Origin of the sequence: Oceanimonas sp. MB9, from assembly GCF_011319775.1 — a bacterium.
Taxonomy (GTDB): domain Bacteria; phylum Pseudomonadota; class Gammaproteobacteria; order Enterobacterales; family Aeromonadaceae; genus Oceanimonas; species Oceanimonas doudoroffii.
This window is the reverse complement of record NZ_VFBE01000009.1, coordinates 621,326-642,045: the sequence shown is the minus strand read 5'-3', so window position 1 is coordinate 642,045 and position 20,720 is coordinate 621,326. Positions and strand designations below refer to the sequence as shown.

Here is a 20,720-nt window from a genome sequence, read left to right as displayed (position 1 = left end):
CCCTATTCGGCCTTGATGTACATGTCCTTGCTATAGATATTGTCGAGGGGGTTATTGGGGTAACCGCCCACCCGGGGCTGCACCAGCCGCGCCTTGACGTACTGGTAGATGGGCGCAAGAGGCATGTCCACCGCCAGCATTTCCTCGGCCCGGGCATAGAGGTCATTGCGGGCCTGTACGTCGGTGGCCAGCCGTGACCGGGCCATGAGCCGGTCAAAGCCGGGATTGCTGTATTTGCCGTCGTTGTTGCCATGACTGCTCTGCATCAGATCCAGCATGCTGGAGGCCTCGTTATAGTCGGCAATCCAGCCGGCCCGGGCCACATCGAAGTTTCCTTGCGTCTTGGTGTCGAGGTAGGTTTTCCATTCCTGATTGACCAGCTCCACTTCCACCCCCAGGTGTTTCTTCCACATGGACGCAATGGCCACGGCCACCTTGCGGTGGTTTTCACTGGTGTTGTACAGCAGCTCAAAACGCAGGGGGTTGCCCCTGCCATAACCGGCCTGCTCGATCAGCGCCCGGGCCCGTTCATTCCGCTCCGCCTGGCTCCAGCCGGCCCAGTCCAGGGCCGGCGGGGTAAAACCATCCACCACCCTGGGTGCCAGGGTATAGGCCGGAAGTTCACCCTGTCCCATCACCTTGCCGGCAATAATGTCACGGTCGATGGCATAGGACAGGGCCTTGCGTATGCGGGCATCATTAAAGGGCGGCTTTCTCGTGTTGAAAATATAGTAATAGGTGCCCACATAACCGCCCACGCGAATGGCGTCCGGGCGCTCCTGCCGCAGCCGCTTGAAATGCTCCAGGGGAATGTCGTAGGTCATGTCCAGCTCGCCGGACAAAAACCGGTTCATTTCGGCATTTTGTGACGCTATGGGCAGGTAGGCGACCTCATCCAGCACCGTATGCTCGTCGTTCCAGTAATGGGGATTGCGCTTTAGCTCAATGCGTTCGTTGACCACCCAGTTGCTCAGCCGGTAGGCGCCGTTGGAAACCATATTCCCAACCCGGGTCCAGGTGTCGCCGTGTTGCTCCAGCGTGCCCCTGTGCACCGGGTAGGTGGGCGCCAGCGACAGCATGGACACAAAATAGGGCACCGGACTGGCCAGGGTGATTTCCAGGGTGTGATCGTTGAGCGCCTTGATGCCCAGCTCCTCGGGCGGCAGCCGGCCGTTGACCACCTCGGTGGCCTGTTGAATGGTGGCCTTTTCCAGATACCAGGAATAGGGCGAGGCGGTGGCGGGATCCACCGCCCGCCGAAAGGCGTACACAAAGTCGGCGGCGGTGACCAAATCGCCATTGGACCACCTGGCATCCTTGCGCAGATGAAACACATACACCAGGTTGTCTTTGGTTTCCCAGCGCTCGGCCACCCCCGGCACCACGTCACCCTGAGGGCCCGAGTTCACCAGGCCTTCAAACAGATCCCGCAGCACATTGCCTTCGGGCACCCCTTCCACCTTGTGCGGGTCCAGGGACGCCGGCTCGGTGCCGTTGCCCCGCACCAGCCGCTGGGTGTCGGCCAGGGTCACCCCGACGGGCACGTCGGCGGCATGGGCAGGCCCGCACAGGGCAGCCAGCAACAACACGAGCAGGGGGTGAATAATGGTCATGCATTCCTCCTTGAACACCTGGCGGCGCCCGGCGGCACTCACCAGGCCGGTGGTGCCATGGAAAAATTCCAAACGAAAACAGTCGGTTGATTTAGATTACCGGGCTAATCCCCAGTATAGAGAGAAAACGTGGCATTCACCTCGCGCCCAAGGGATAGCAAACCAAACAAAAAAAGGCATGCCGAAGCATGCCTTTGGAAACCGTTACCGGTGCTCAGAATGACACGCGACGATACTTGCGGTATTCCGGTGTCCAGTAGTTGTCATCAATGGCCTTGTCCAGCACCGCATCCGAGGTCTGCAGCGCCTGGCCCTGCAGCTGAGCGGTCTTGGCCACCATTTTGGCGATATGACGGCTGACTTGCTGAATTTCAGACAGCGGCGGCAACAGCGCCCCTTCCCCATCCTTGGCCAGCGGAGAACAGGCCGCCAGGGCGCGGCTGGATGCCATCAGCATGGCGTCGGTGACGCGCTTGGCGCCACAGGCCAGCACACCCAGGCCGATGCCGGGGAAGATGTAGGAGTTGTTGCACTGGGCAATTTCATACAGGGTGCCCTTGTACTCCACCGGCGCAAAGGGACTGCCGGTAGCGACCAGCGCCTTGCCGTCGGTCCAGTTGATGATGTCTTCCGGCGTGGCTTCCACCCGGGAAGTGGGGTTGGACAACGGGAACACGATGGGCCGCTCGCAGTGGGCGTGCATGGTCTGGATCACCTCCTTGGTGAACAGACCCGGCTGGCCGGACACGCCGATCAGAATGTCGGGCTTGGCGTTTTGCATCACCTCCAGCAGAGAGATGTTGTCACCGGCCACGTCCCAGTCCTGCAGGTTTTCCAGGGACTGGGCCAGGGGGCGCTGAAAGTCCACCAGATTGGGCATGTTGTCGGTGAGCAGGCCAAAGCGGTCCACCATGAATACCCGCTCCCGAGCCTTGGCGTCGCTTAGGCCTTCGGCCTTCATCTGCGCCACGATTTGCTCGGCAATGCCGCAGCCGGCAGAGCCGGCACCGAGGAAGGCCACCTTTTTCTCGGACAGCTTGCTGCCGCTGGCCTGACAAGCGGCGATCAGCGAACCCAGGGTAACGGCGGCGGTGCCTTGAATGTCATCGTTGAAGCAGCACAGTTCGTCCTTGTAGCGGTTCAGCACCGGCATGGCGTTCTTCTGGGCAAAGTCTTCAAACTGCAGCAGCACATTGGGCCAGCGGCGCTTCACCGCCTGAATAAAGGCGTCCACGAACTCTTCGTATTCCTCGCCGGTGACCCGCGGGTTGCGCCATCCCATGTACATGGGATCCTTCAGCAACTGCGGGTTGTTGGTGCCCGGATCCAGCACCACCGGCAGGGTATAGGCCGGAGAGATGCCGCCACAGGCCACATACAGCGACAACTTGCCGATGGGAATGCCCATGCCGCCGATACCCTGGTCACCCAGACCCAGAATACGCTCGCCGTCGGTGACCACGATCACCTTGACGTTACGCTTGGTGGCGTTTTGCAGAATATCGTCGATATGGTCTTTATCGGCATAAGAGATAAACAGGCCCCGGGCGCGGCGGTAGATGTTGGAGAACTCCTCACAGGCCTGGCCCACGGTGGGCGTGTAGATGATGGGCATCATCTCGGTGAGGTGATCTTCCACCAGGCGGTAGAACAGGGTTTCGTTGGTGTCCTGAATGTTGCGCAGGTAGATATGCTTGTCGAGATTGTTCTGAAACCCGCAGTACTGCTTGTAGGCCCGCTCGACCTGCTCTTCAATGGTTTCAATGTTGTGGGGCAGTAGACCGTCCAGGTTAAATGCAAGCCGTTCTTCCTTGTTAAACGCGCTGCCCTTGTTCAGCAAGGGCGTTTCAAGCAGCGCGGGGCCGGCATAGGGAATGTATAGGGCACGTTTGTCCTGATGGTCTTGGGGCATAGACATCTCGCTTAGTTATTTTTCCGCAGGAAAGTCATGATGTGAAGTTGGTATTCGGGGGCTTGGCGAGCAGTATAAGCCAAGCCCCGGTCACAAACCACCGTCGCGGCGGCTTATTGCTCAGGCCGCCGCCTGGACGCAGTTGCGGCCATTGCGCTTGGCGTCATACAGCGCCTCATCGGCCTGGTTGAGCAGGCTGTGCAGGTCACTGTCATGACTCCCTTCCACCACACCGGCGCTCAGGGTCACGGTGATTTCGCCTTCCCCTAGCGGGTTTTCCACCGGCTGGGATTCCACCGCCAGGCGCAGGGTCTCGGCCTGGCGCAGGCCCTGCTCCAGGGAGGTTGCGGGCAGCAACACGATGAATTCCTCTCCGCCGTAGCGGGCCACGATGGCGTCAGGGCCGAAAATATCGCCCAGGGTATTGGCCACCCGCACCAATACCTCGTCCCCCATCAGGTGGCCGTGCTCGTCATTGATGCGCTTGAACCTGTCCAGATCGAACAGGATCAGGGTAAAGGGCCGTTGGCCGCCTTCGCTGCGCTGCAGCTCAAGCTGACGCATAAACAAGCGGCGGTTCATCAGCCGGGTAAGCGGATCCCGGGTAGACTCCCGGTACAGATCCAGCAGCATGCGCAACTGCCCGGCCTGAACCCAGAGCATGGCCAGGGAAAAACAGATAAGCAGCCACAGTCGGTCCAGCAAGGCGCCGCCGTGCAGGCCATCGGGATTCAGCCAGTAGTCGGTACCCAGCACACACAGGGTGATCACCACGGCCACGCGAAGCCCGGATTTTACCGGCAGCGGCAACACGCTCAGCAACGCCAGCAGAAAATAGGGAAAGGCGATATAGCCGATGGGAATGGGCGTGCCGTCGCGAAAGCTCCACAACCCCACCAGGTTAAAGGTAAGCAATACCCCGATCAGAAAATACAGGGAGGCTATCATCCAGCGCCGGTTGAGCTTGCACAGGTAACTGAGGGGCAACAGCGGGGTGAGCATGGCGCCGGTGATCAGGCGCATTTTCCAGATAAGCTTGAAATGGGCCGGGTCCAGCACCCACCAGTCCACGGCAATCCAGCCGGCAATGCCGATGATCAGCAAGGCCACCAGCCAGCGAAAACGAATGGCCACCAGGCCGATGCGGGTCAATTTAAAATCGCTGGAGTGATAGCTATCGCTCCAGTATTCCTTGAGTTCCAAGCCTTTCCCCTTTTTCTCTTTCGTTGAGGGCCAACCAGATAAAAGGCCGCCTGAAGGTGGGCTGCTTAAAACAGCGCCAAATGCGGCCACGACGGGAATTCAAAGGGCTAACACTACCCAAAGCCGCCCTAATGCGCCAGCCTATTTTACCCCGCCGGCACGGCCGGTTGCAGCCCCGAAGGTTAAATGACAAAATTCCGGCCACCCTCTTTAACGAGCTGCACAATGACCGTTACCCTTTACGGCATCAAAAACTGCGACACCATCAAAAAGGCCCGCAAGTGGCTGGAGCAGGCGGGCGTTGACTACCGCTTTGTGGATCACCGCGCCGACGGCCTCGACCCCGAGCAACTGGCCCACTGGCTGGAGCAGCTGGGCTGGGAACAGCTGCTCAACAAGCGGGGCACCACCTACCGCGCCCTCAGTGATGCCGACAAGGCCGCCCTGGGGCCGGAGAGCGCCGCCGCCCTGCTGCAGGCCCACCCGGCCATGATCAAGCGGCCGTTGCTGGACCTCGACGGCGAACTGCATCTGGGCTTCAAGCCGGAGCACTATGCCCGCCTGTTCAATCAATAAATGTTAAGGAAACACATGACTGACTCTGCCGTGCTGGCGCTCACCCGTGAACTGATTAACCGCCCCTCGGTCACTCCCGAAGACGAAGGCTGCCAGGAGCTGATGGGGGAGCGGCTGGCCGCACTGGGTTTCAATCTGGAAACCATGGTGTTTGAAGACACCACCAATCTCTGGGCCCGCCGCGGCACCGAGGGCCCGCTGTTCTGCTTTGCCGGCCACACCGATGTGGTGCCCCCCGGCCCGCTGGATCAGTGGCACACGCCGCCCTTTGAAGCCACCGAAATTGAAGGCTATCTGCACGGTCGCGGCGCCGCCGACATGAAAGGTTCGCTCGCCGCCATGGTGGTGGCCACCGAGCGCTTCGTGGCCCGCTTTCCCGATCACAAGGGCTCCATCGCCTTTCTGATCACCAGCGACGAGGAAGGCCCTTTCATCAACGGCACCACCCGCGTGGTGGACACCCTGGAAGCCCGTAACGAAAAGATCACCTGGTGCCTGGTGGGCGAACCCTCCTCCACCCACGAGGTGGGCGACGTGGTCAAGAACGGCCGTCGCGGCTCCCTCACCGGCGATCTCACCGTCAAGGGCGTGCAGGGCCATGTGGCTTATCCGCACCTGGCCGACAACCCGGTGCACAAGGCGTCTCCGGCCCTGGCCGAGCTGGCCGCCATCGAGTGGGACAAGGGCAACGATTATTTTCCGCCCACCAGCTTTCAGATTGCCAACATTCACGCCGGCACCGGCGCTTCCAACGTGATTCCGGGCGAAATGAAGGTGCAGTTCAACTTCCGCTTCAGCACCGAGCTCGACGAGGACAAGATCAAGGCCCGCGTGCACAGCATTCTCGACGCCCACGGTCTGGACTACCACATCGACTGGCTGCTGAACGGCAAGCCCTTCCTCACCGACACCGGCGATCTGCTCACCGCCACCGTGGGTGCGGTGCAGGCGGTACGCCATCAGGAGCCGGCGTTGCTGACCACCGGCGGTACCTCCGATGGCCGCTTTATCGCCCAGACCGGCGCCCAGGTGATTGAGCTGGGTCCGGTCAATGCCACCATTCACAAGCTGAACGAATGCGTGAAAATGGCCGATCTGGAGCAGCTCACCGACATGTACGAAGGCATTCTGGAGCGACTGCTGGCATGAGAGCCGACTGCCTGCTGGGCCTGAATGAAAGTCATCTGACGCCGCTGGCCGAGCCGGGTCACCGGTTGCAGGCCCAGGCCAGAGACGCTTTCGTGGCCCTGCAGGCCGCCGCCGCCGGTGCCGGCTTCCGGCTTACGCCGGCGTCCAGCTTTCGTGGCTTTGATCGCCAGTTGGCGATCTGGAACGGCAAGTTCGAGGGCAGCCGGCCGTTGCTGGATGCCCACAGCCAGCCGCTGGATGCGCTCGCCCTGAGCGAACCCGAACGCATTCACGCCATTTTGCGCTGGAGTGCCCTGCCCGGCACCAGCCGTCACCACTGGGGCACGGATCTCGATATCTATGATCCCAGGCTTTTGCCCACCGGTGGCAAGCTGCAGCTTGAGCCCTGGGAATATGAGCAGGGCGGGTATTTTTACCCGTTAAGCCAATGGCTGGCGGCCAACATGGAGCGTTTTGGCTTTTACCTGCCCTATGCGGTGGCCGCCGGTGTGGGGGCCGAGCCCTGGCACCTGAGCTACCGGCCACTCTCTCAGGAATGCGAACGACAACTGACCCCGGCCCTGGTGGCCGACGCCATCGCCGCCCGGCCGGTGGCCGGAAAAACGCATATCCTTAACATGATGGACGACATTTTCGCCCGCTATATTCACCGATGAGGAAAACACCATGAGCGCCTGGCTCTGGATTGCCCTGCCCCTGCTGTTTCTGGTTGGCCTGTTCGTCAGCGCCCTCAAGGATACCAAGCACATAGAAAAGAACGTGCAGAAAAATCGCGACAAGATGAAGCTGCGTCGCTGGGATGACGGCAAGGACGACTGGGGCGTGCCCCCGGGCCAATACAAGCCCGAAGACAAGGACGACACTAAATCCGACGACACACATCGGCGCTAGGCATCGTCATGTCCGCCAAGTGAAATGCGTGTGCGCTGGGCTCCCGCCTTCGCGGGAGTGACAACCGGCGCCGCCACTTCCATTCCTCTTTAAAACAATCCCAGTTGCTGGCTGGTGATCCCCTCAAAGGACAGCCCCACAAAGGGCAGAATGGCATCCGCCACCGGCCTGAGCTGCTTGTCTACGTAATGCTGATAATCCATGGCCGACTGGCGGTATTCCACCGGCTCCGGCCCGTTTACCGTGATCACATAGTCAATGACGCCCCGACGCTGGTAACGCAGCGGCCGACCCAGGCGGGCGTTGTGCTCGTCCGCCAGTCGCGCCGCCCGCACCTGGGGCGGCTGGGATTTCACATACTGGGCCAGGGGCCGGCGCAGCCGCTTGCGGTACACCAGCTCCGCGTCCCGCTCGCCACCAAGGGTTTGTGCCAGGGTGGTCAGCACAAAGTCACTCGGGTCTTTATCATCAAACACCAGCCGGTACAGCTCGGTCTGAAAGGCCCGCGCCAGGGGTGTCCAGTCGGAGCGCACGGTTTCCAGCCCCTTGAACACCAACTGTGCCTCCCCCTGTTGCAGCTTCAGCCCGGCATAGCGCTTTTTGGAGCCCTCTTCCCGGCCGCGTATGGTGGGCATCAGAAAACGGGCAAAATAGCTCTCAAATTGCAGCTCAAGAAAGCTCTCCAACGCCAGCTCGGCCTGTAAATGCTCACGCCAGTGATCGTTGATCAAGGCCGCCAGCCGCTGCCCTTCCCGGCTGCCCGAGGCCTCGTCGTGCTCGCCGTTCAGCAGCACGAACACCGAGTCGGTGTCGCCGTAAATCACCTCGTGGCCTTCGGCTTCAATGCGCCGGGCGCTTTGTTGCATGATGTCGTGACCGCGCAGGGTAATGGAAGACGCCAGCCGCGTGTCGTAAAAGCGGCAGCCGCCGGAGCCGAGCACGCCGTAAAAGGAGTTCATCAGGATCTTGATGGCCTGGGAGCGCGGTTCGTCCTGCTCCCGCTTGGCCTGATCCCGCTCGCGCCAGAGTCCGGCAATGATATCGGGCAGAAAGTGATGGGTACGGGAGAAACGCGCGCCCCGAAAGCCGGGAATGGCATCGTCTTCCTTCAGCCCGAGCACCAGCCCCAGGGGATCGATGCGAAAAGTACGAATAATCGACGGATACAGGCTCTTGAAGTCCAGCACCAGCACGTGGCGGTAGAGCCCCGGCCGGGAGTTCATCACATAGCCGCCAGGACTGGCCAGCCCCCCGCCGGGAGGCAGGTTGGGAGCGGCAAAACCCGCCCGGTGCAGGTGCGGCAGATACACCTGCACAAAGGCCGCCACCGAGCCACCGATGCGATCCAGCTCCAGCCCGGTAAGCTGGCTGCGCAGGCGCAGAAAGTCGAGCACTTGAGTGTGGGCGAAAATGTCCCACACCAGCCGGCAGTCTTCCAGGTTGTAGGCGGCCAGCTTCGGCTTGTTGTGGCGAAAGTCACGCATGATGGTGGCCAGCCGGTTGGCCACGTCTTCCGTCTGTTTGCCCCGCCCCAGCAAGGCCTGAGCCACCGACTCCAGGCTGAAACTGTCGAACTGGTAGCAGGCGGTCTTGAGGGCATCGATGCCGTCGATGGCCACTCTGCCCGGCAGGGTCACAAACACCTGCTCGGTGTGAGCCCGTTCACGCAAAAAGGCCCCCTCGCCGCCCCGGCCCAGCCGCAACCTGATGCCGTGCAGCGCCGCCCGCTTCAGGATCAGCCGCAAATCAAAGGCCACCAGATTCCAGCCGATCAAAATGTCGGGATCATAGCGCGCCAGCTCGTCTTCAAGGGCGTGCAGCAGCGCCGGCTCATCCTTCACCCAGCGTATGTCGGTGGTGGCGGGTTCGGGCGACCCTATCATGATCACACGGGCGAGCTTCGAACCAAACAGGCCGATGGAATACAGCTCCCCCTGGCCCGAGCATTCAATGTCCAGCGACAGCACACGAAACTGCGGCTGCCACTGGCCGCGGCGCAGCCGGGCATCGTCCACCTGCATGAAGCCGGCCTGGGGTCGCGCCATGCCGATAAATTCGACGCTGCCGCGAATAAAGCGGCTGATGAGATAACGCTCGTGGGGCCGAAAGTCGTGCTCCAGCACTTCCACGCCCTCGGCCTGCAGGCGCTGCAGCGCCTGCAGCTGTTCCGCCATGGTGGCGAAATAGAGCACCGCCAGGGGCTGGTGGGCAAAGCTGTGCAGGCCGGGCTCGGTCCAGTCACACGCCAGCCCCGCCAGCACCCTCTCCACCCGTGTCCTATCGGCCACCGGCACCATCAACAGGGCGCGCTCGCCACGCACGGTCAGCCGCACCGGCCCTCGGGGCGTGCACAACCAGTAGTGAATGTCGATGTGGCCGTGGCGATCCCGGCTGTGGCGGGTCAGCACAAAGCCCGGCTGAATGGAGGTCATTGCAGGGAATGGGGATTCAGGATTGAGAACGTGTAGGCCCGGCTTCAGCCGGGCCTACATAACACTCAGCGCACCAGATCGCTGCGCTCAAAGGCCGGGCCAAGGGTGTTGGCCAGCTCACTCAGCACCTCGGCCGACACCGGCTCGCGGTTCTTGTCGCTCAGGGTGAGGCTGGTAAGTTCACCCTGATCTCCCAGCTGAATGCGGTATTCCTGCTCGGGAATGCTCAGCGCCGGCAGCTTGAGATCGCGCCAGTCGCCCTTGCTCAGGCCGTCAAACTCCACGTCCACATAACCCAGCGCCTGCTGGCGATTGCTGATGTCAAAGCCCAGCTTCGGCAGCAGGGTGATCAGCCGCTTCCAGGTGCGGTCATAGCCCTGTTCGGCCAACAGCCGGGCCTGTTCGCTGTCCAGCCGCAGGGCAATCGGGCCCTGATCCAGCAGTTCCTGCTGACGGCTCAGCGCCTGCTGGTAGGACAGTGAAAAGGCGTTGAGCATGGAGGCCTCGGCCCGCAGCCGATCCTGGGCCAGGCGGTCGGCCCCCTCGGTGGCCTGCACCTGTATGCCTACGGCCCGGCGCACCGGATCCGGGGTCAGCTGCCAGCGAAACTGTTGCTTGGGCGCACCGATGGCCTCGCCGTCGCTTTCAAAGCCGCCGGCGACGGTGTTGTGCTCGGCGTCGCTCTGCTCAAAAAAGGCGCTCAGGGCCTGGGTCAGCTCACGCTCCAGGGGCTGATCCAGCCGCTGCTGGTAAAACCACAGGCCGGTGCCTTCATCCATGGCTTCGGTGCCCCGCACCAGCGGCAGCACCTGAGTGGGCGGACGAACGTCGAGTGCCTTGCCGACGGCGCCGCGCACCGCATCGATGGGGATCACGTATTCGGTGTTGAAACGCGGTGCTTCCAGCCCCTCGGGGATCAGCAGCGGCGCGGTGCGCAGCGATTCGGTTTCATAGTCAAATCCCCGGTTTGCCTGGCTGCGGGTTTCCGGGTTACTGCAGCCGGCCAGTACACTCACGGCCAGCAGGCCTGTCATCATTGTTGTTGCTTTCACGCTTGGATCCATGCCCTCAAGTTGGCTTCTGTCAACGCGCCCCTTACTCGTTCCTGCCCCGAATGGTTCAGGGGGATCAAGGGCAAACGCGGTACCGCTGAGTCAATCAGGCCGCGCTCGGCGCAGGCCCATTTCACCGGTACAGGATTGGTATCACAAAACAGCCCGCGATGCAGCGGCAGCAGCAGCCGGTTAATCGCCTCGGCCTGCTCCCAGTCGCCCGCCAGGGCTGCGTTCATCAAGGCGCTCATCTCGGCGGCAGCGACGTTGGCGGTGACCGAAATCACCCCCTGCCCGCCCAGCCGCATCACATCCAGCGCCAGCTCGTCGTCGCCGCCGAACAGCAGAAAGTCAGCACCGCAGCAGGCGCGCAGCTGACTGACTCGTTCGAGACGCCCGCTGGCTTCTTTGATACCGATCACTCCGGCAAGTTCCGCCAGTCGGCCAACGGTGTCCGGCAACAGGTCACAACCGGTGCGTCCGGGCACGTTATACAGGATTTGCGGCAGGCCGCTGGCTTCGGTAATGGCGGTGTAGTGGGCCAGCAGGGCGGCCTGAGACGGCCGGTTGTAATAGGGGGTGACCGACAGGCCGGCCGCCACACCCATGTCTTCCATGGCACGGCTCAGGCGAATGGCCTGACGGGTATTGTTGGAGCCGCAGCCGCCGATCACCGGAAGGCGGCCATCGGCCTGCTCCACCACGGCGCGCACCACATCCAGATGCTCGGCGGTGCTCAAAGTCGGTGACTCGCCGGTGGTGCCCATGGGGGCGATGGCATGGGTGCCCGCCGCCATGTGGTAATCCACCAGCCGGCGCAGGCTGACAAAGTCCACTTCACCCGACGGGGTCATGGGAGTAATGAGCGCCACTATGCTGCCACTGAACATGGGCCGGCTCCGTTATCTGGGAAAGAAGCGCTATGGTAGTGGCCGGTTAACCGGAATACAAGAGAGGCACTGGAGCCAAGCGGCTTTTATGCTACCATGACGCTCCCTTCCACAGCTTTATTCGGACGGCCGATGACCCATCATCTCGTGGTGACCGCCATAGGCGAAAACAGAGCCGGCATCGTAAACGAAGTGGCCCGCCATGTTTCCGATTGCGGCTGCAATATCGTCGACAGCCGGCTGGGCATCTTCGGCAACGAGTTCACCTTTATTCTGCTGCTGTCGGGCAGCTGGAACCAGATCACCCGACTGGAAACCACCCTGCCACTGTTTGGCCAGAGCCAGCAACTGATCACCATGATGAAACGCACGCAGGTGTTCACTCAACCCAGCTATGTGCTGAACGCCGACGCCGACATCGTGCTGACCGACAGGCCAGGTATCGTTAATCGCTGCACCCAGTTTTTCAGCGATGCCGGCTGGGACATTCAGGCCATGCAGAACCAGACCCTCACCGGTGAGCACTGCGGCAAGTTCCAGGCCCATTTTCAGCTTAACCTGCCGGAAGCCCTCACCGATGACGAGGCACAGGCCGTGTTTGCCCGGCTGTGTGAAGAGCTGGACTGCGAACACCACAGTTTTCGTCTCAAACGCAAACCAACCACAGGAAACAACAAATGAGCTATCTGCAGGAAGGCAGCCAGGCCCCGGCCTTTACCCTTTGTGATCAGAACGGCCAGGACGTGAGCCTGAGCGATTTCGGCGGTAAAAAGGTGCTGGTGTATTTCTATCCCAAGGCCATGACTCCCGGCTGCAAGGTACAGGCCTGCGGCCTGCGTGACAGCCGTGCCGAACTTGAAGCACTGGGGGTGGTGGTGCTGGGCATCAGCCCCGATCCGGTGGCGCGGCTGAAAAAATTTGAAGAAAAGGATGGACTTAACTTCACCCTGTTGTCCGATGAAGATCACGCCGTGGCCGACGCCTTTGGCGTATGGGGCCCGAAGAAGTTTATGGGCAAGGAATACGACGGCATTCACCGTATCAGCTTTCTGGTGGACGAAAACGGCATCGTCACCAAGGTATTCAACAAGTTCAAGACCAAGGATCACCACGAGGTGGTGCTGGATTATCTGAAACAGCAGTAAAACAGGAAGAGAGCGCAATGCGAAGCAACAGCGCGGTTGCGCTCCGCCGACACGCTTCAAGTACCTCCCTGTAACGCTCGTCACATGCCATCCATGGCATGTGACGGTCAGCTCCGGCAATCCCCACTGCTGCTTCGTGAAGCTTCGACGTTGGCTATTGGATGCCGACAGGCAACTCAGAGTGAAATCCAGGAGGGCAAAGGGTGTCTGGTTCTCCGCGCCCACTGCGCCATGGATGGCGCAGTGGGGCCTACAGGGAAGTATTCACGGCGTGCCGGCGAAGCAGTACGCTTTGGCCGACGAGAGAATACGGTGCTACAAACGATGGGGACTGGCTTCAGTTTTTTTGCAGCCGCCCCACCAGCCAGAAGCCGGCGATCATGGCGGCCACAAACAGGCCGGCCTGCCATTGCAGACTGGCCAGCAGTCCCAGGGCCGGCCCGGGGCAGATGCCCGCCAGTCCCCAGCCAATGCCAAACAGCAGGGCACCGAACTACAATTTGCGATCAAAACGGGCGGCCGGCACCTCGGGCAGCGAGTCGCCCAGCACGCAGTGTCCTCGACCTTGCCGGCGAAACCACCAATAACCGGGGGCAAACACGCCCAGGGCCCCGGCCATGACCAGCGCCAGGGTGGGATCCCACTGCCCGAACAGGTCAAGAAAACCCAGTATTTTTTCCGGGTTCATCATGCCCGACAGCAGTAACCCGAGTCCGAACAGGGCGCCGGACAACAAGGCGATGAATATCAGCATGATCAGCCTCCCGGTCCACTCAGGGCCACGGTTGCCATGCCCGCCGCCATAAACACCAGAGTCGCCACCACCGAGCGGGGTGACCGCCGGCCCAGGCCACAAATGCCATGGCCGCTGGTGCAGCCATTGCCCAACCGGGCTCCCAGCCCCACCAGCAGACCGGCCAGGGCCAGCCGCCAGGGGAAATAATGCTGCAGCGGTGCCGCCTCGGCCAGGTTGAAACCAAAGGCCGCCAGCGGCACCGTGATCAACCCCGTCACAAAGGCCAGGCGCCAGCCTTTATCGGAGGCGCCCCCCAGGCCCGTCACGATGCCGCTAATGCCGGCGACATGCCCACCGACCAGCAGCAACAGCAAGGCGGCGAGGCCAATCAAGATACCCCCTCCCAGGGCGCTTCCATATTCAATGGCACTCATTCTCGGTCTCCTGTGTGACAACACCTCGGCCATCATTAAAAGATAAATCTAATTTAGAAACAACTAAATTAAATGAGTGGCGGCCACCTGGTTTACAATGAAACCAGCCCCCGTCATCATGACGCGCCATGGCCATAACAAGAACAAGGATGTCATCATCATGTCGTTGCCTGCGTTGCCCCAGGCCCAGCACACCCTGTGCTTTTTCAGGCTGGATCCCCAGTTCCATCTTTACCCGTTGACCGCCCTGCCCGCCGGCCTGACGATGCCAAATGCAGGGCAGTCCCTGCTGGAACGACTGAATGAACACGATCGGCAACGGCTGGAGCAGGCCTGCCATGCCAGGCAGGCCACGCAACTGGGGCTGACGGTGAATGGCCGCCGCTGGCAGTGTCATCTGGCCCCGGTTGAACACGACAACTGGCTGCTGAGCGCCGATGTCTCCCAGAACGAACACCTGGACGAGCTGGGCCTGCTGGAATGGCGATTGCACCGCGCCCTGGGCACAGAGCGGGACGCCCGGCTGGCGGAGCTGGCCGATCTGTTGTTCAGCCGGTTGCGGCCGGATCGTATCATTATCTGGCGCCATTACGAGGCAGACGAACTGCTGCGTCCGATCTACAGCCAGGGGTTGCCGTTTGCCCTGCGTCCGGTGCGGGCCGACCGGCGCTACCTGCGCACCCTGCATCAACGGGGTGGTCTCAGCTATAGTCACTGTGCCGGCCAGCCCCTGCTTGCGGCCTTTGACTACCTGAGCGCCGACGGCATTCACCATCGGCTCGACGTGCCCCTGCCCTTTGCGCCTGGCCCCGCCGGCCTGCTCAGCCTGGAATATGCCCGTCCCCACCCGGCCATGAGCGCCAGCGACATGCAGTTTGTAGCGGCCCTGGCCACCCACCTCGCCAGGGCCCCGGAGCTGACCGCCACCCTGCCCGCGGGGCCCGTTCCCGACGGCGAGCTCATGACCCGGCTGACGCCACTGCTGTGCCGCCACACCGGCCAGGACTTTTTTAACCAGTTGATGCTGCAACTGGTCGGGCTGACCGGGGCCCACACCGCCCTGGTCGGCCTCAAGCCCCGCCAGGCAGACACGATTCGCGTGCTGGCCTGCAGCCGTCAGGGGCAGTTGTGTCCGCCCTTCAGCTATCACCTGGCCCACACGCCCTGCGCCATGACCCTGGAAACCGGCGAGCCGGTACGCCTGTTTACCACCGATGTGGCGACCCAGTTTCCCGATGACAAGCGGCTAACCGAAGCCCACATTCAGGGCTATGCCGGCCTGGCGCTGCGCCATGAAGACGGCAGTCCCCTCGGCACCCTGGCGCTGTTGTTTGACCGGCCACTGACGCAACCGGCATCACTGCAGGCCCTGCTGCAAGGGCTGGAGCCCAGGGTCGGCGCCGAACTGCGTCAGCGTCGCATGCAGGAAGGGCTGATGGTTACTGCCACCGCCTTTGAAGCCCGGGAAGGGATTTTTATTGCGGACAGCCAGATGCGCATTCAGCAGGCCAACCAGGCCTTTGCCCGCCTGTGCGGCCTGACCACCGCCGAGCTGACCGACATGTCACTGCTGGCCTTGCGGGCCGACATGCCCGGCGTCTATGAAGTGGACAACATCATACAGGCCCTGGAGCGTACCGGCTGGTGGCAGGGCGAACAGCAACTGCTGCGTACCGACGGCCAGCCCCTGCCGGTCAATGTACGGGTCAGCAAAATTCGTGACGGACTGGGCATTACCCACTACGTCTATCATGTCGAAGACATTTCCGAGCAGCAGGCCAACCGGCACCGCATTGAAAAAATGGCGTATGGCGACGAACTGACCGGCCTGCACAATCGTCGCTTCATGGTGGAGCACATTCGCGATATCGTGACCCTGGCCGGCCAGGATGCCAGCCGTGGAGCCCTGTTGCTGCTGGATCTCGACGACTTCAAAAACATCAACAACTCCCTCGGTTATGCGGTGGGCGACGCACTGCTGGTGCAGGTGGCCGAGCGGCTGACCCGCTTTTGTGTAGGCCTGGACGGGGTCAGCCTGGCACGCATTGCCAGCGACGAATTCGTGCTGCTGTGCCCCAACCTGGGCCACGGTTACACCACCGCCAAGACCCGTGCCGAACAGATTGCCAAGGGGCTGCGGGAACTCTTTGCGCTGCCCTTTGAAATCAGTGGCCTGCGCCTGCACGTCAGCGCCAGCGCCGGCATCAGCCTGTTCCCGCTCAGCGATGCCGGCCATGAGGAATATCTGCGTCAGGCCGACACCGCCAGCCATATGGCCAAGCGCATCGCCCCCGGCAGCCATGTGTTTTTCAACCGGGAGATGGCCGAAGAAATTCAGGAACGGCTGCAGCTGTCCAACGCCCTGCAGCAGGCGCTGAGAAATGAAGAGCTGGAACTGCACTTTCAGCCCCAGCTCAGCCTTGAGCAGGACAGGGTGCTGGGGGCGGAAGCCCTGCTGCGCTGGCAGCCACCGGGGCAGGCCCCGATACCGCCCGGACTCTTTATTCCGGTGGCCGAAGAAACCTCGCTGATCTGCGAGATCGGTGACTGGGTGCTGCAGCGGGCCTGTGCGCGGCTGCAGCACTGGCGCGAGCACAACAGCGGCCCGGTACGACTGTCGGTCAATATCAGTGCCCGCCACTTTCACAGCCCGGACTTTGTCAGCCGCATGGAAACCCTGCTGCAACGTTTTCCCGGCTGCCGTCACCGTCTGATCCTGGAAGTGACCGAAGGGGTCATTCTGGAAAACCTGGACGAAAGCCGCCAGCGCATGGCCCGGCTCAAGGAGCTGGGCTGCCTGCTGTCCATTGACGACTTCGGCACCGGTTATTCTTCCTTTGCCTACCTGAGGGAACTGCCGGTAGACGAGCTCAAGCTGGATCGCGCCTTTATTCGCCATATCGACACCCATCCCAGGGACAGGGCCATTATCGCCTGCATTTTGCAGCTGGCACGCCAGCTGCAACTCGCGGTGGTGGCGGAAGGGGTGGAGACCGAGCCCCAACGCAGCCAGCTCAGGCTGCTGGGTTGCCCCGCCTATCAGGGTTTTTTACGCGCCCGTCCCATGCCGGAAGACGTCCTGATGAATTGGCTGAGCGGTCAGGCATAGGTCGCCCTGCCGACTTCACTTAAGCACCGCCTTGAGGGCGGCATCGGCACAGGCCTGATCCAGGTGGCCGCCCGGGGCGCCGCCGATGCCGATGCCACCCACCAACTAATCATTGATTCGGATCGGCAGGCCGCCGCCCAGGATCAGCATGTCGGGGTGCATTTCCCGCAGCCCGAACAGGGCCGGCTTGTCGGCGATGTTGTTGGCCAGATCAGCGGTGACCACCCCCATGGAGGCCGAGGTAAAGGCCTTTTTACGAGCGCTTTCCAGGGTGTGCGGGCCGGCGTTTTCATTGCGTGCCAGCGCCTTGAGGGCACCGCTGCGATCCACCACGGCCACGGTGACGTTATAGCCGTCTTTGGCACACTGGCCGATACCTTCACTCACCAGTTTGAGAGCGGTATCGGTGGTCAGTACCGGGGTAGCAATGGTCTGGGCCTGAACACCCAGGCTGGCCAGGGCCAATACGGCGAGAACTTTTTTCATGATACATCTCCTTGTTGATGTCCCGATGACTTTAACCAACCTGCCTTGCCCTCACCTTGCCGCTGCATTACAGAATGGAAAGGTTCATGGCCGCTTCGCCCGATGGCGGTACAATAACCGCGATACACACCACGGAGACCCAGGCCATGGAGCTGTTGCTGGTTGAAGATGACGCCAAAATTGCCGCCTTTCTTACCCGCGGCCTCACCGAGCAGGGCTACCGGGTGCAGCACTGCAGCCGGGCCGAAGAAGCCGCCTGGCAGGCCCTGGAACAGGCTCCCGCCCTTGCCATTGTCGATATCATGCTGCCAGGCCAGGATGGCCTTGAGCTGGTGCAGGAATGGCGAGGCCAGGGGGCCGACTTCCCTATTTTGCTGCTGAGCGCACGCCGTTCGGTGGACGACCGGGTGCAGGGACTGCGCCTCGGCGGCGACGACTACCTGACCAAGCCCTTTGCCTTCAGCGAGCTGCTGGCACGCATTGAAGTGCTGCTGCGCCGGTGCCAGCCGACACCGGCCCTGGACCTGCTGCGACTGGCGGATATGCGTCTGGATCCAGCGCGCAAGCTGGCCTGGCGCGGCGACCAGCGGCTGGCACTGCAACCCCGGGAGCTGGTGCTGCTGGAGCTGCTGCTGCGTCACCAGGGCCGGGTGGTGTCCCGCACCCAGATTCTCGAGCGGGTCTGGGATTATCGCTTTGATCCCCAGACCAACGTGGTGGACGTGCTGGTATGCCGGCTGCGCAATAAAATCGACAAGGGCCAGACCCAAAAACTGCTGCATACCCTGAGAGGCATTGGCTATGTCCTGCGCGCCGATTAATCCCCGCTTTACCACCGGCTTGACCCTCACCCTCTGGTACCTGGTGCTGATGACCCTGGTGACCGGCGGCCTGCTGCTGGCCGGCGATCACCTGCTGGGTAAACGCCTGCTCGACAAGGATCGCCAGCTGGTGACCACCCTGCTCGACAACTACCAGCGGGTAAGCTCCGACGCCGGCCCCGACAAGCTGCTGCACGTGCTGGAGCGGGATCGGGAGTTTTTGCTGCTGAGCCACTACCGGGTGCGCTTCAGCGATCGAGCGCAACAATTGCTGTTCAGCGCCGGCCCCGCCCTGCCGGCCGAGGTCGACGGCCAACTCGCCGACGGCAGCTGGCACCAGGGCCGCCAGCTTGACGGTTACCGGCTGCAGGTGGCGCTGTCGGCCCAGCCTCGGCAGCAGGATCTGGCTCGCTACCGTCAGACCATGCTGCAACTGCTGCTGCCCATGCTGCTGATCAGCCTGGGGCTGGTTGCCTGGCTCACCCGACGCACCCTGCGTCCCATTCGCGCCCTGATTCACCGCATCGGCAGCCTGCAACGGGACGGCCTCGACCGCCCGGTGCCACAAACCGCCTCAACACACACCGAACTCGGCCAGCTGATCCTGCTGTTCAACCAGCAGATGGCCCGAATCCACCGCCTGGTCAGCGGGCTGCGCCACGCCCTGGACAGTGCCGCACACGATCTGCGCACCCCCCTTACCCGTCAGCGCCTGAGCCTGGAGCAGGCGCTGGCCAGCAAGGCGCCGCAACACTGGTACGACAGCCTGCTCGACTGCGCCGAAGAAAACCAGCGCATGGAGGCCCAGCTCGGTTACCTGCTGGCGATCACCGCTGCCGAGCAGGGGCTGGATCCGGCCCGGCTCGAGCCCTGCGACCTGAGCCGGCTGCTGGAAGAAGTGGCCGAGCTGTACGAACTCGCCGCCGAAGACAAGGAGATCACCCTGACCACCGAGCTGGCACCGGAGCTGGTGATCCACGGTGATCCCCAGGCCCTGAGCCAGGCCTTTGCCAACCTGCTCGACAACGCCATCAAGTACACGCCGGCGGGAGGTGAGGTCAAACTGCTGGCCCGGCGCCAGGGCAGCGCCATCGAAGTGATCGTGGAAGACACTGGCATGGGCATCAGCGAGGCCGATCTGCCCCATATTTTTGAACGGCTGTACCGGGCCGATCGCAGCCGCCACAGCCCGGGCCATGGCCTGGGGCTGGCCCTGGTCAAGGCCATTCTTGACGGTCACCAGGCGCCCGTTGAAGTGACATCGGGTCGGGAGGCGACCCGGTTTTACTGTACCTTCAGCGCCGAACATTAAGCCTCGGCGCGAACCATGGCCGCCGTGCGTGCCGCAATGCGCGACGCCAGCAGGGCGTCGGCCAACATGTGCAGAAAGTGAAACACCAGGCAGGCCACTACCGCCAGGCCCTGTGCGGCACTCATGGCCACCAGCACGCTGACCGCCACCGGCGTGGTTTTCTGGGCGGCGGTAAACAGCAGCGCCAGCCGTGCCGGTCGGGCCAGTCCCCTGCCCGCCAGCCGGCACAGCGCCAGCAGAATACCGTGCAACAGCAGCGACCAGGCCGCCAGCGCCAGTAAGTCCACCCCTTCCAACGCCAGCAGGGCCGGCCGGCTGGTAGACAGGGTGATCCAGGCAGTGGTGACCACACTCAGGGTCGGCACCACCGTCATCCAGCGCCGCACCACCCTGGCCCCCAGCAGCCGCCGCAGTACCATACCCAGCACAAAGGGCAGCAGTACCATCAGCGACAGTTTGTGCAGCAAGGGCCAGGGTGACAGCACACCACTGCTGCCGATCAACAGGCTCAGCATCAACGGAATGGTGATAATACCCAGCAGATTCAGCCCCAGGGTCATAAACAGCGACCACTGGGCGTTGCCGCCGCTGAGCCGGGTCAGCACCACACAGGACGACAGGGTCGGCGGCACCACAGACACCACCAGCAGGCCGAGTGCCAGGCCCGGCGCCAACCCGCTGTAGTGATACAACAGCGCCCCCAGCAGCGGCGACAGCAGCAGGCTGATAACCAGCGCCAGGCCGAATACTCGGCCAAAGCCCGCTTCGGGCCTGAGCTCATGCACTCGAGTCTGCAGGCCATTGACCAGAAAGATCACCGCCACCAGCCAGGGCAGCGGCTGCCACTGGGCCAGCCAGACACCGGGGCCCGGCAGCAGCAGGGCCAGCATGATGGCGGCACACAGGCCGCCGGGCAGTAACCAGGCGATGATGTCCTCCTTACCGGGCAGCCCGGCGCC

At 62.5% G+C, this 20,720-nt stretch carries 18 protein-coding genes and 1 pseudogene; 9 read left to right on the top strand and 10 right to left on the bottom strand.

The genetic code is table 11. The annotated features are described in order from the left end of the window. Nucleotides 1-2 precede the first annotated feature (2 nt). From OJHNALOF_RS14335 to OJHNALOF_RS14325, 3 genes are all read right to left on the bottom strand, one after another. On the bottom strand, nucleotides 3-1,613 hold the full coding sequence (locus tag OJHNALOF_RS14335; protein WP_165662601.1) for an ABC transporter substrate-binding protein: 1,611 nt from the start codon (nucleotides 1,611-1,613) through the stop codon (nucleotides 3-5). Between the two features lie 214 nt (nucleotides 1,614-1,827). After that, nucleotides 1,828-3,525: an NAD-dependent malic enzyme gene (locus OJHNALOF_RS14330; protein ID WP_094199061.1), complete on the bottom strand. Its 1,698-nt coding sequence runs from the start codon at nucleotides 3,523-3,525 to the stop codon at nucleotides 1,828-1,830. 120 nt (nucleotides 3,526-3,645) lie between these two features. Then, the gene (locus OJHNALOF_RS14325) at nucleotides 3,646-4,728 is read right to left on the bottom strand and encodes a GGDEF domain-containing protein (RefSeq protein WP_165662438.1); all 1,083 of its coding nucleotides are present in this window, start codon (nucleotides 4,726-4,728) and stop codon (nucleotides 3,646-3,648) included. Nucleotides 4,729-4,953: 225 nt separating this feature from the next. Between OJHNALOF_RS14325 and OJHNALOF_RS14320 the strand changes: the two genes are divergently transcribed. Genes OJHNALOF_RS14320 through OJHNALOF_RS14305 form a run of 4 tightly spaced genes read left to right on the top strand, consistent with a single transcriptional unit; the run spans nucleotide 4,954 to nucleotide 7,344 of the window. Then, complete coding sequence (locus tag OJHNALOF_RS14320) at nucleotides 4,954-5,304, top strand: ArsC family reductase (RefSeq protein WP_165662437.1); 351 nt, start codon at nucleotides 4,954-4,956, stop codon at nucleotides 5,302-5,304. Nucleotides 5,305-5,319: 15 nt separating this feature from the next. Continuing rightward, the gene (dapE, locus tag OJHNALOF_RS14315) at nucleotides 5,320-6,453 is read left to right on the top strand and encodes a succinyl-diaminopimelate desuccinylase (RefSeq protein ID WP_094199058.1); all 1,134 of its coding nucleotides are present in this window, start codon (nucleotides 5,320-5,322) and stop codon (nucleotides 6,451-6,453) included. Further along, entirely contained in the window at nucleotides 6,450-7,109 is a 660-nt protein-coding gene (locus tag OJHNALOF_RS14310; protein WP_165662436.1) for a M15 family metallopeptidase, read from the top strand. The genes dapE and OJHNALOF_RS14310 overlap by 4 nt, the downstream gene beginning before the upstream one ends. Nucleotides 7,110-7,119: 10 nt before the next feature. Further along, a complete protein-coding gene (locus OJHNALOF_RS14305) occupies nucleotides 7,120-7,344 on the top strand; it encodes a hypothetical protein (protein WP_165662435.1) in 225 nt (74 codons plus the stop codon). Nucleotides 7,345-7,433: 89 nt separating this feature from the next. Here the strand turns inward: OJHNALOF_RS14305 and OJHNALOF_RS14300 are convergent, their stop codons facing one another. From OJHNALOF_RS14300 to dapA, 3 genes are all read right to left on the bottom strand, one after another. Then, nucleotides 7,434-9,776: a DNA polymerase II gene (locus OJHNALOF_RS14300; protein ID WP_165662434.1), complete on the bottom strand. Its 2,343-nt coding sequence runs from the start codon at nucleotides 9,774-9,776 to the stop codon at nucleotides 7,434-7,436. A gap of 65 nt (nucleotides 9,777-9,841) precedes the next feature. Further along, the gene (bamC, locus tag OJHNALOF_RS14295) at nucleotides 9,842-10,828 is read right to left on the bottom strand and encodes an outer membrane protein assembly factor BamC (protein ID WP_370462330.1); all 987 of its coding nucleotides are present in this window, start codon (nucleotides 10,826-10,828) and stop codon (nucleotides 9,842-9,844) included. After that, a complete protein-coding gene (gene dapA, locus OJHNALOF_RS14290) occupies nucleotides 10,825-11,718 on the bottom strand; it encodes a 4-hydroxy-tetrahydrodipicolinate synthase (RefSeq protein ID WP_165662433.1) in 894 nt (297 codons plus the stop codon). Before dapA ends, bamC begins: the two co-directional genes overlap by 4 nt. Nucleotides 11,719-11,850: 132 nt before the next feature. Between dapA and OJHNALOF_RS14285 the strand changes: the two genes are divergently transcribed. Both OJHNALOF_RS14285 and bcp read left to right on the top strand, forming a co-directional pair. After that, complete coding sequence (locus tag OJHNALOF_RS14285; protein WP_094199053.1) at nucleotides 11,851-12,399, top strand: glycine cleavage system protein R; 549 nt, start codon at nucleotides 11,851-11,853, stop codon at nucleotides 12,397-12,399. Beyond that, a complete protein-coding gene (gene bcp, locus OJHNALOF_RS14280; protein ID WP_094199052.1) occupies nucleotides 12,396-12,863 on the top strand; it encodes a thioredoxin-dependent thiol peroxidase in 468 nt (155 codons plus the stop codon). Before OJHNALOF_RS14285 ends, bcp begins: the two co-directional genes overlap by 4 nt. A 337-nt stretch (nucleotides 12,864-13,200) precedes the next feature. Here bcp and OJHNALOF_RS14275 read toward each other — a convergent pair. Together OJHNALOF_RS14275 and OJHNALOF_RS14270 are read right to left on the bottom strand one after the other, a co-directional pair. Next, nucleotides 13,201-13,617, bottom strand: a pseudogene (locus OJHNALOF_RS14275) (DUF6691 family protein). Between the two features lie 2 nt (nucleotides 13,618-13,619). Continuing rightward, nucleotides 13,620-14,033 (bottom strand): YeeE/YedE family protein, encoded by a 414-nt coding sequence (locus OJHNALOF_RS14270; protein WP_165662432.1) that lies wholly within the window; start codon nucleotides 14,031-14,033, stop codon nucleotides 13,620-13,622. A 97-nt stretch (nucleotides 14,034-14,130) separates the two neighbouring features. On the opposite strand from OJHNALOF_RS14270, the gene OJHNALOF_RS14265 reads away from it, so the two are divergent. Further along, entirely contained in the window at nucleotides 14,131-17,142 is a 3,012-nt protein-coding gene (locus OJHNALOF_RS14265; protein WP_240919736.1) for a bifunctional diguanylate cyclase/phosphodiesterase, read from the top strand. Between the two features lie 105 nt (nucleotides 17,143-17,247). On the opposite strand, the gene OJHNALOF_RS14260 is transcribed toward OJHNALOF_RS14265, so the two are convergent. Beyond that, entirely contained in the window at nucleotides 17,248-17,628 is a 381-nt protein-coding gene (locus OJHNALOF_RS14260) for a heme-binding protein (protein WP_165662431.1), read from the bottom strand. Between the two features lie 86 nt (nucleotides 17,629-17,714). Here OJHNALOF_RS14260 and OJHNALOF_RS14255 point away from each other — a divergent pair, with 86 nt between their 5' ends. Both OJHNALOF_RS14255 and OJHNALOF_RS14250 read left to right on the top strand, forming a co-directional pair. Then, nucleotides 17,715-18,449 (top strand): response regulator transcription factor, encoded by a 735-nt coding sequence (locus OJHNALOF_RS14255; protein ID WP_240919735.1) that lies wholly within the window; start codon nucleotides 17,715-17,717, stop codon nucleotides 18,447-18,449. Then, the gene (locus OJHNALOF_RS14250) at nucleotides 18,430-19,761 is read left to right on the top strand and encodes a cell wall metabolism sensor histidine kinase WalK (RefSeq protein WP_094199048.1); all 1,332 of its coding nucleotides are present in this window, start codon (nucleotides 18,430-18,432) and stop codon (nucleotides 19,759-19,761) included. Before OJHNALOF_RS14255 ends, OJHNALOF_RS14250 begins: the two co-directional genes overlap by 20 nt. Here the strand turns inward: OJHNALOF_RS14250 and OJHNALOF_RS14245 are convergent. After that, nucleotides 19,758-20,666, bottom strand: coding sequence for a bile acid:sodium symporter (locus OJHNALOF_RS14245; protein WP_255459203.1), 909 nt, complete (start codon nucleotides 20,664-20,666; stop codon nucleotides 19,758-19,760). The two genes, OJHNALOF_RS14250 and OJHNALOF_RS14245, sit on opposite strands and share 4 nt — an antisense overlap. Nucleotides 20,667-20,720: the final 54 nt, after the last annotated feature.

What these genes read in the sequence shown, in the direction of transcription:
- OJHNALOF_RS14330 (WP_094199061.1), bottom strand. Translation starts at nt 3,525, where the DNA reads ATGCCCCAAGACCATCAGGACAAACGTGCCCTATACATTCCCTATGCC.
- bcp (WP_094199052.1), top strand. Translation starts at nt 12,396, where the DNA reads ATGAGCTATCTGCAGGAAGGCAGCCAGGCCCCGGCCTTTACCCTTTGT.
- OJHNALOF_RS14260 (WP_165662431.1), bottom strand. Translation starts at nt 17,628, where the DNA reads ATGAAAAAAGTTCTCGCCGTATTGGCCCTGGCCAGCCTGGGTGTTCAG.
- OJHNALOF_RS14305 (WP_165662435.1), top strand. Translation starts at nt 7,120, where the DNA reads ATGAGCGCCTGGCTCTGGATTGCCCTGCCCCTGCTGTTTCTGGTTGGC.
- OJHNALOF_RS14270 (WP_165662432.1), bottom strand. Translation starts at nt 14,033, where the DNA reads ATGAGTGCCATTGAATATGGAAGCGCCCTGGGAGGGGGTATCTTGATT.
- OJHNALOF_RS14300 (WP_165662434.1), bottom strand. Translation starts at nt 9,776, where the DNA reads ATGACCTCCATTCAGCCGGGCTTTGTGCTGACCCGCCACAGCCGGGAT.
- OJHNALOF_RS14265 (WP_240919736.1), top strand. Translation starts at nt 14,131, where the DNA reads ATGAAACCAGCCCCCGTCATCATGACGCGCCATGGCCATAACAAGAAC.
- OJHNALOF_RS14320 (WP_165662437.1), top strand. Translation starts at nt 4,954, where the DNA reads ATGACCGTTACCCTTTACGGCATCAAAAACTGCGACACCATCAAAAAG.
- OJHNALOF_RS14250 (WP_094199048.1), top strand. Translation starts at nt 18,430, where the DNA reads ATGTCCTGCGCGCCGATTAATCCCCGCTTTACCACCGGCTTGACCCTC.
- OJHNALOF_RS14285 (WP_094199053.1), top strand. Translation starts at nt 11,851, where the DNA reads ATGACCCATCATCTCGTGGTGACCGCCATAGGCGAAAACAGAGCCGGC.
- OJHNALOF_RS14255 (WP_240919735.1), top strand. Translation starts at nt 17,715, where the DNA reads ATGGCCGCTTCGCCCGATGGCGGTACAATAACCGCGATACACACCACG.
- OJHNALOF_RS14310 (WP_165662436.1), top strand. Translation starts at nt 6,450, where the DNA reads ATGAGAGCCGACTGCCTGCTGGGCCTGAATGAAAGTCATCTGACGCCG.
- OJHNALOF_RS14335 (WP_165662601.1), bottom strand. Translation starts at nt 1,613, where the DNA reads ATGACCATTATTCACCCCCTGCTCGTGTTGTTGCTGGCTGCCCTGTGC.
- dapE (WP_094199058.1), top strand. Translation starts at nt 5,320, where the DNA reads ATGACTGACTCTGCCGTGCTGGCGCTCACCCGTGAACTGATTAACCGC.
- dapA (WP_165662433.1), bottom strand. Translation starts at nt 11,718, where the DNA reads ATGTTCAGTGGCAGCATAGTGGCGCTCATTACTCCCATGACCCCGTCG.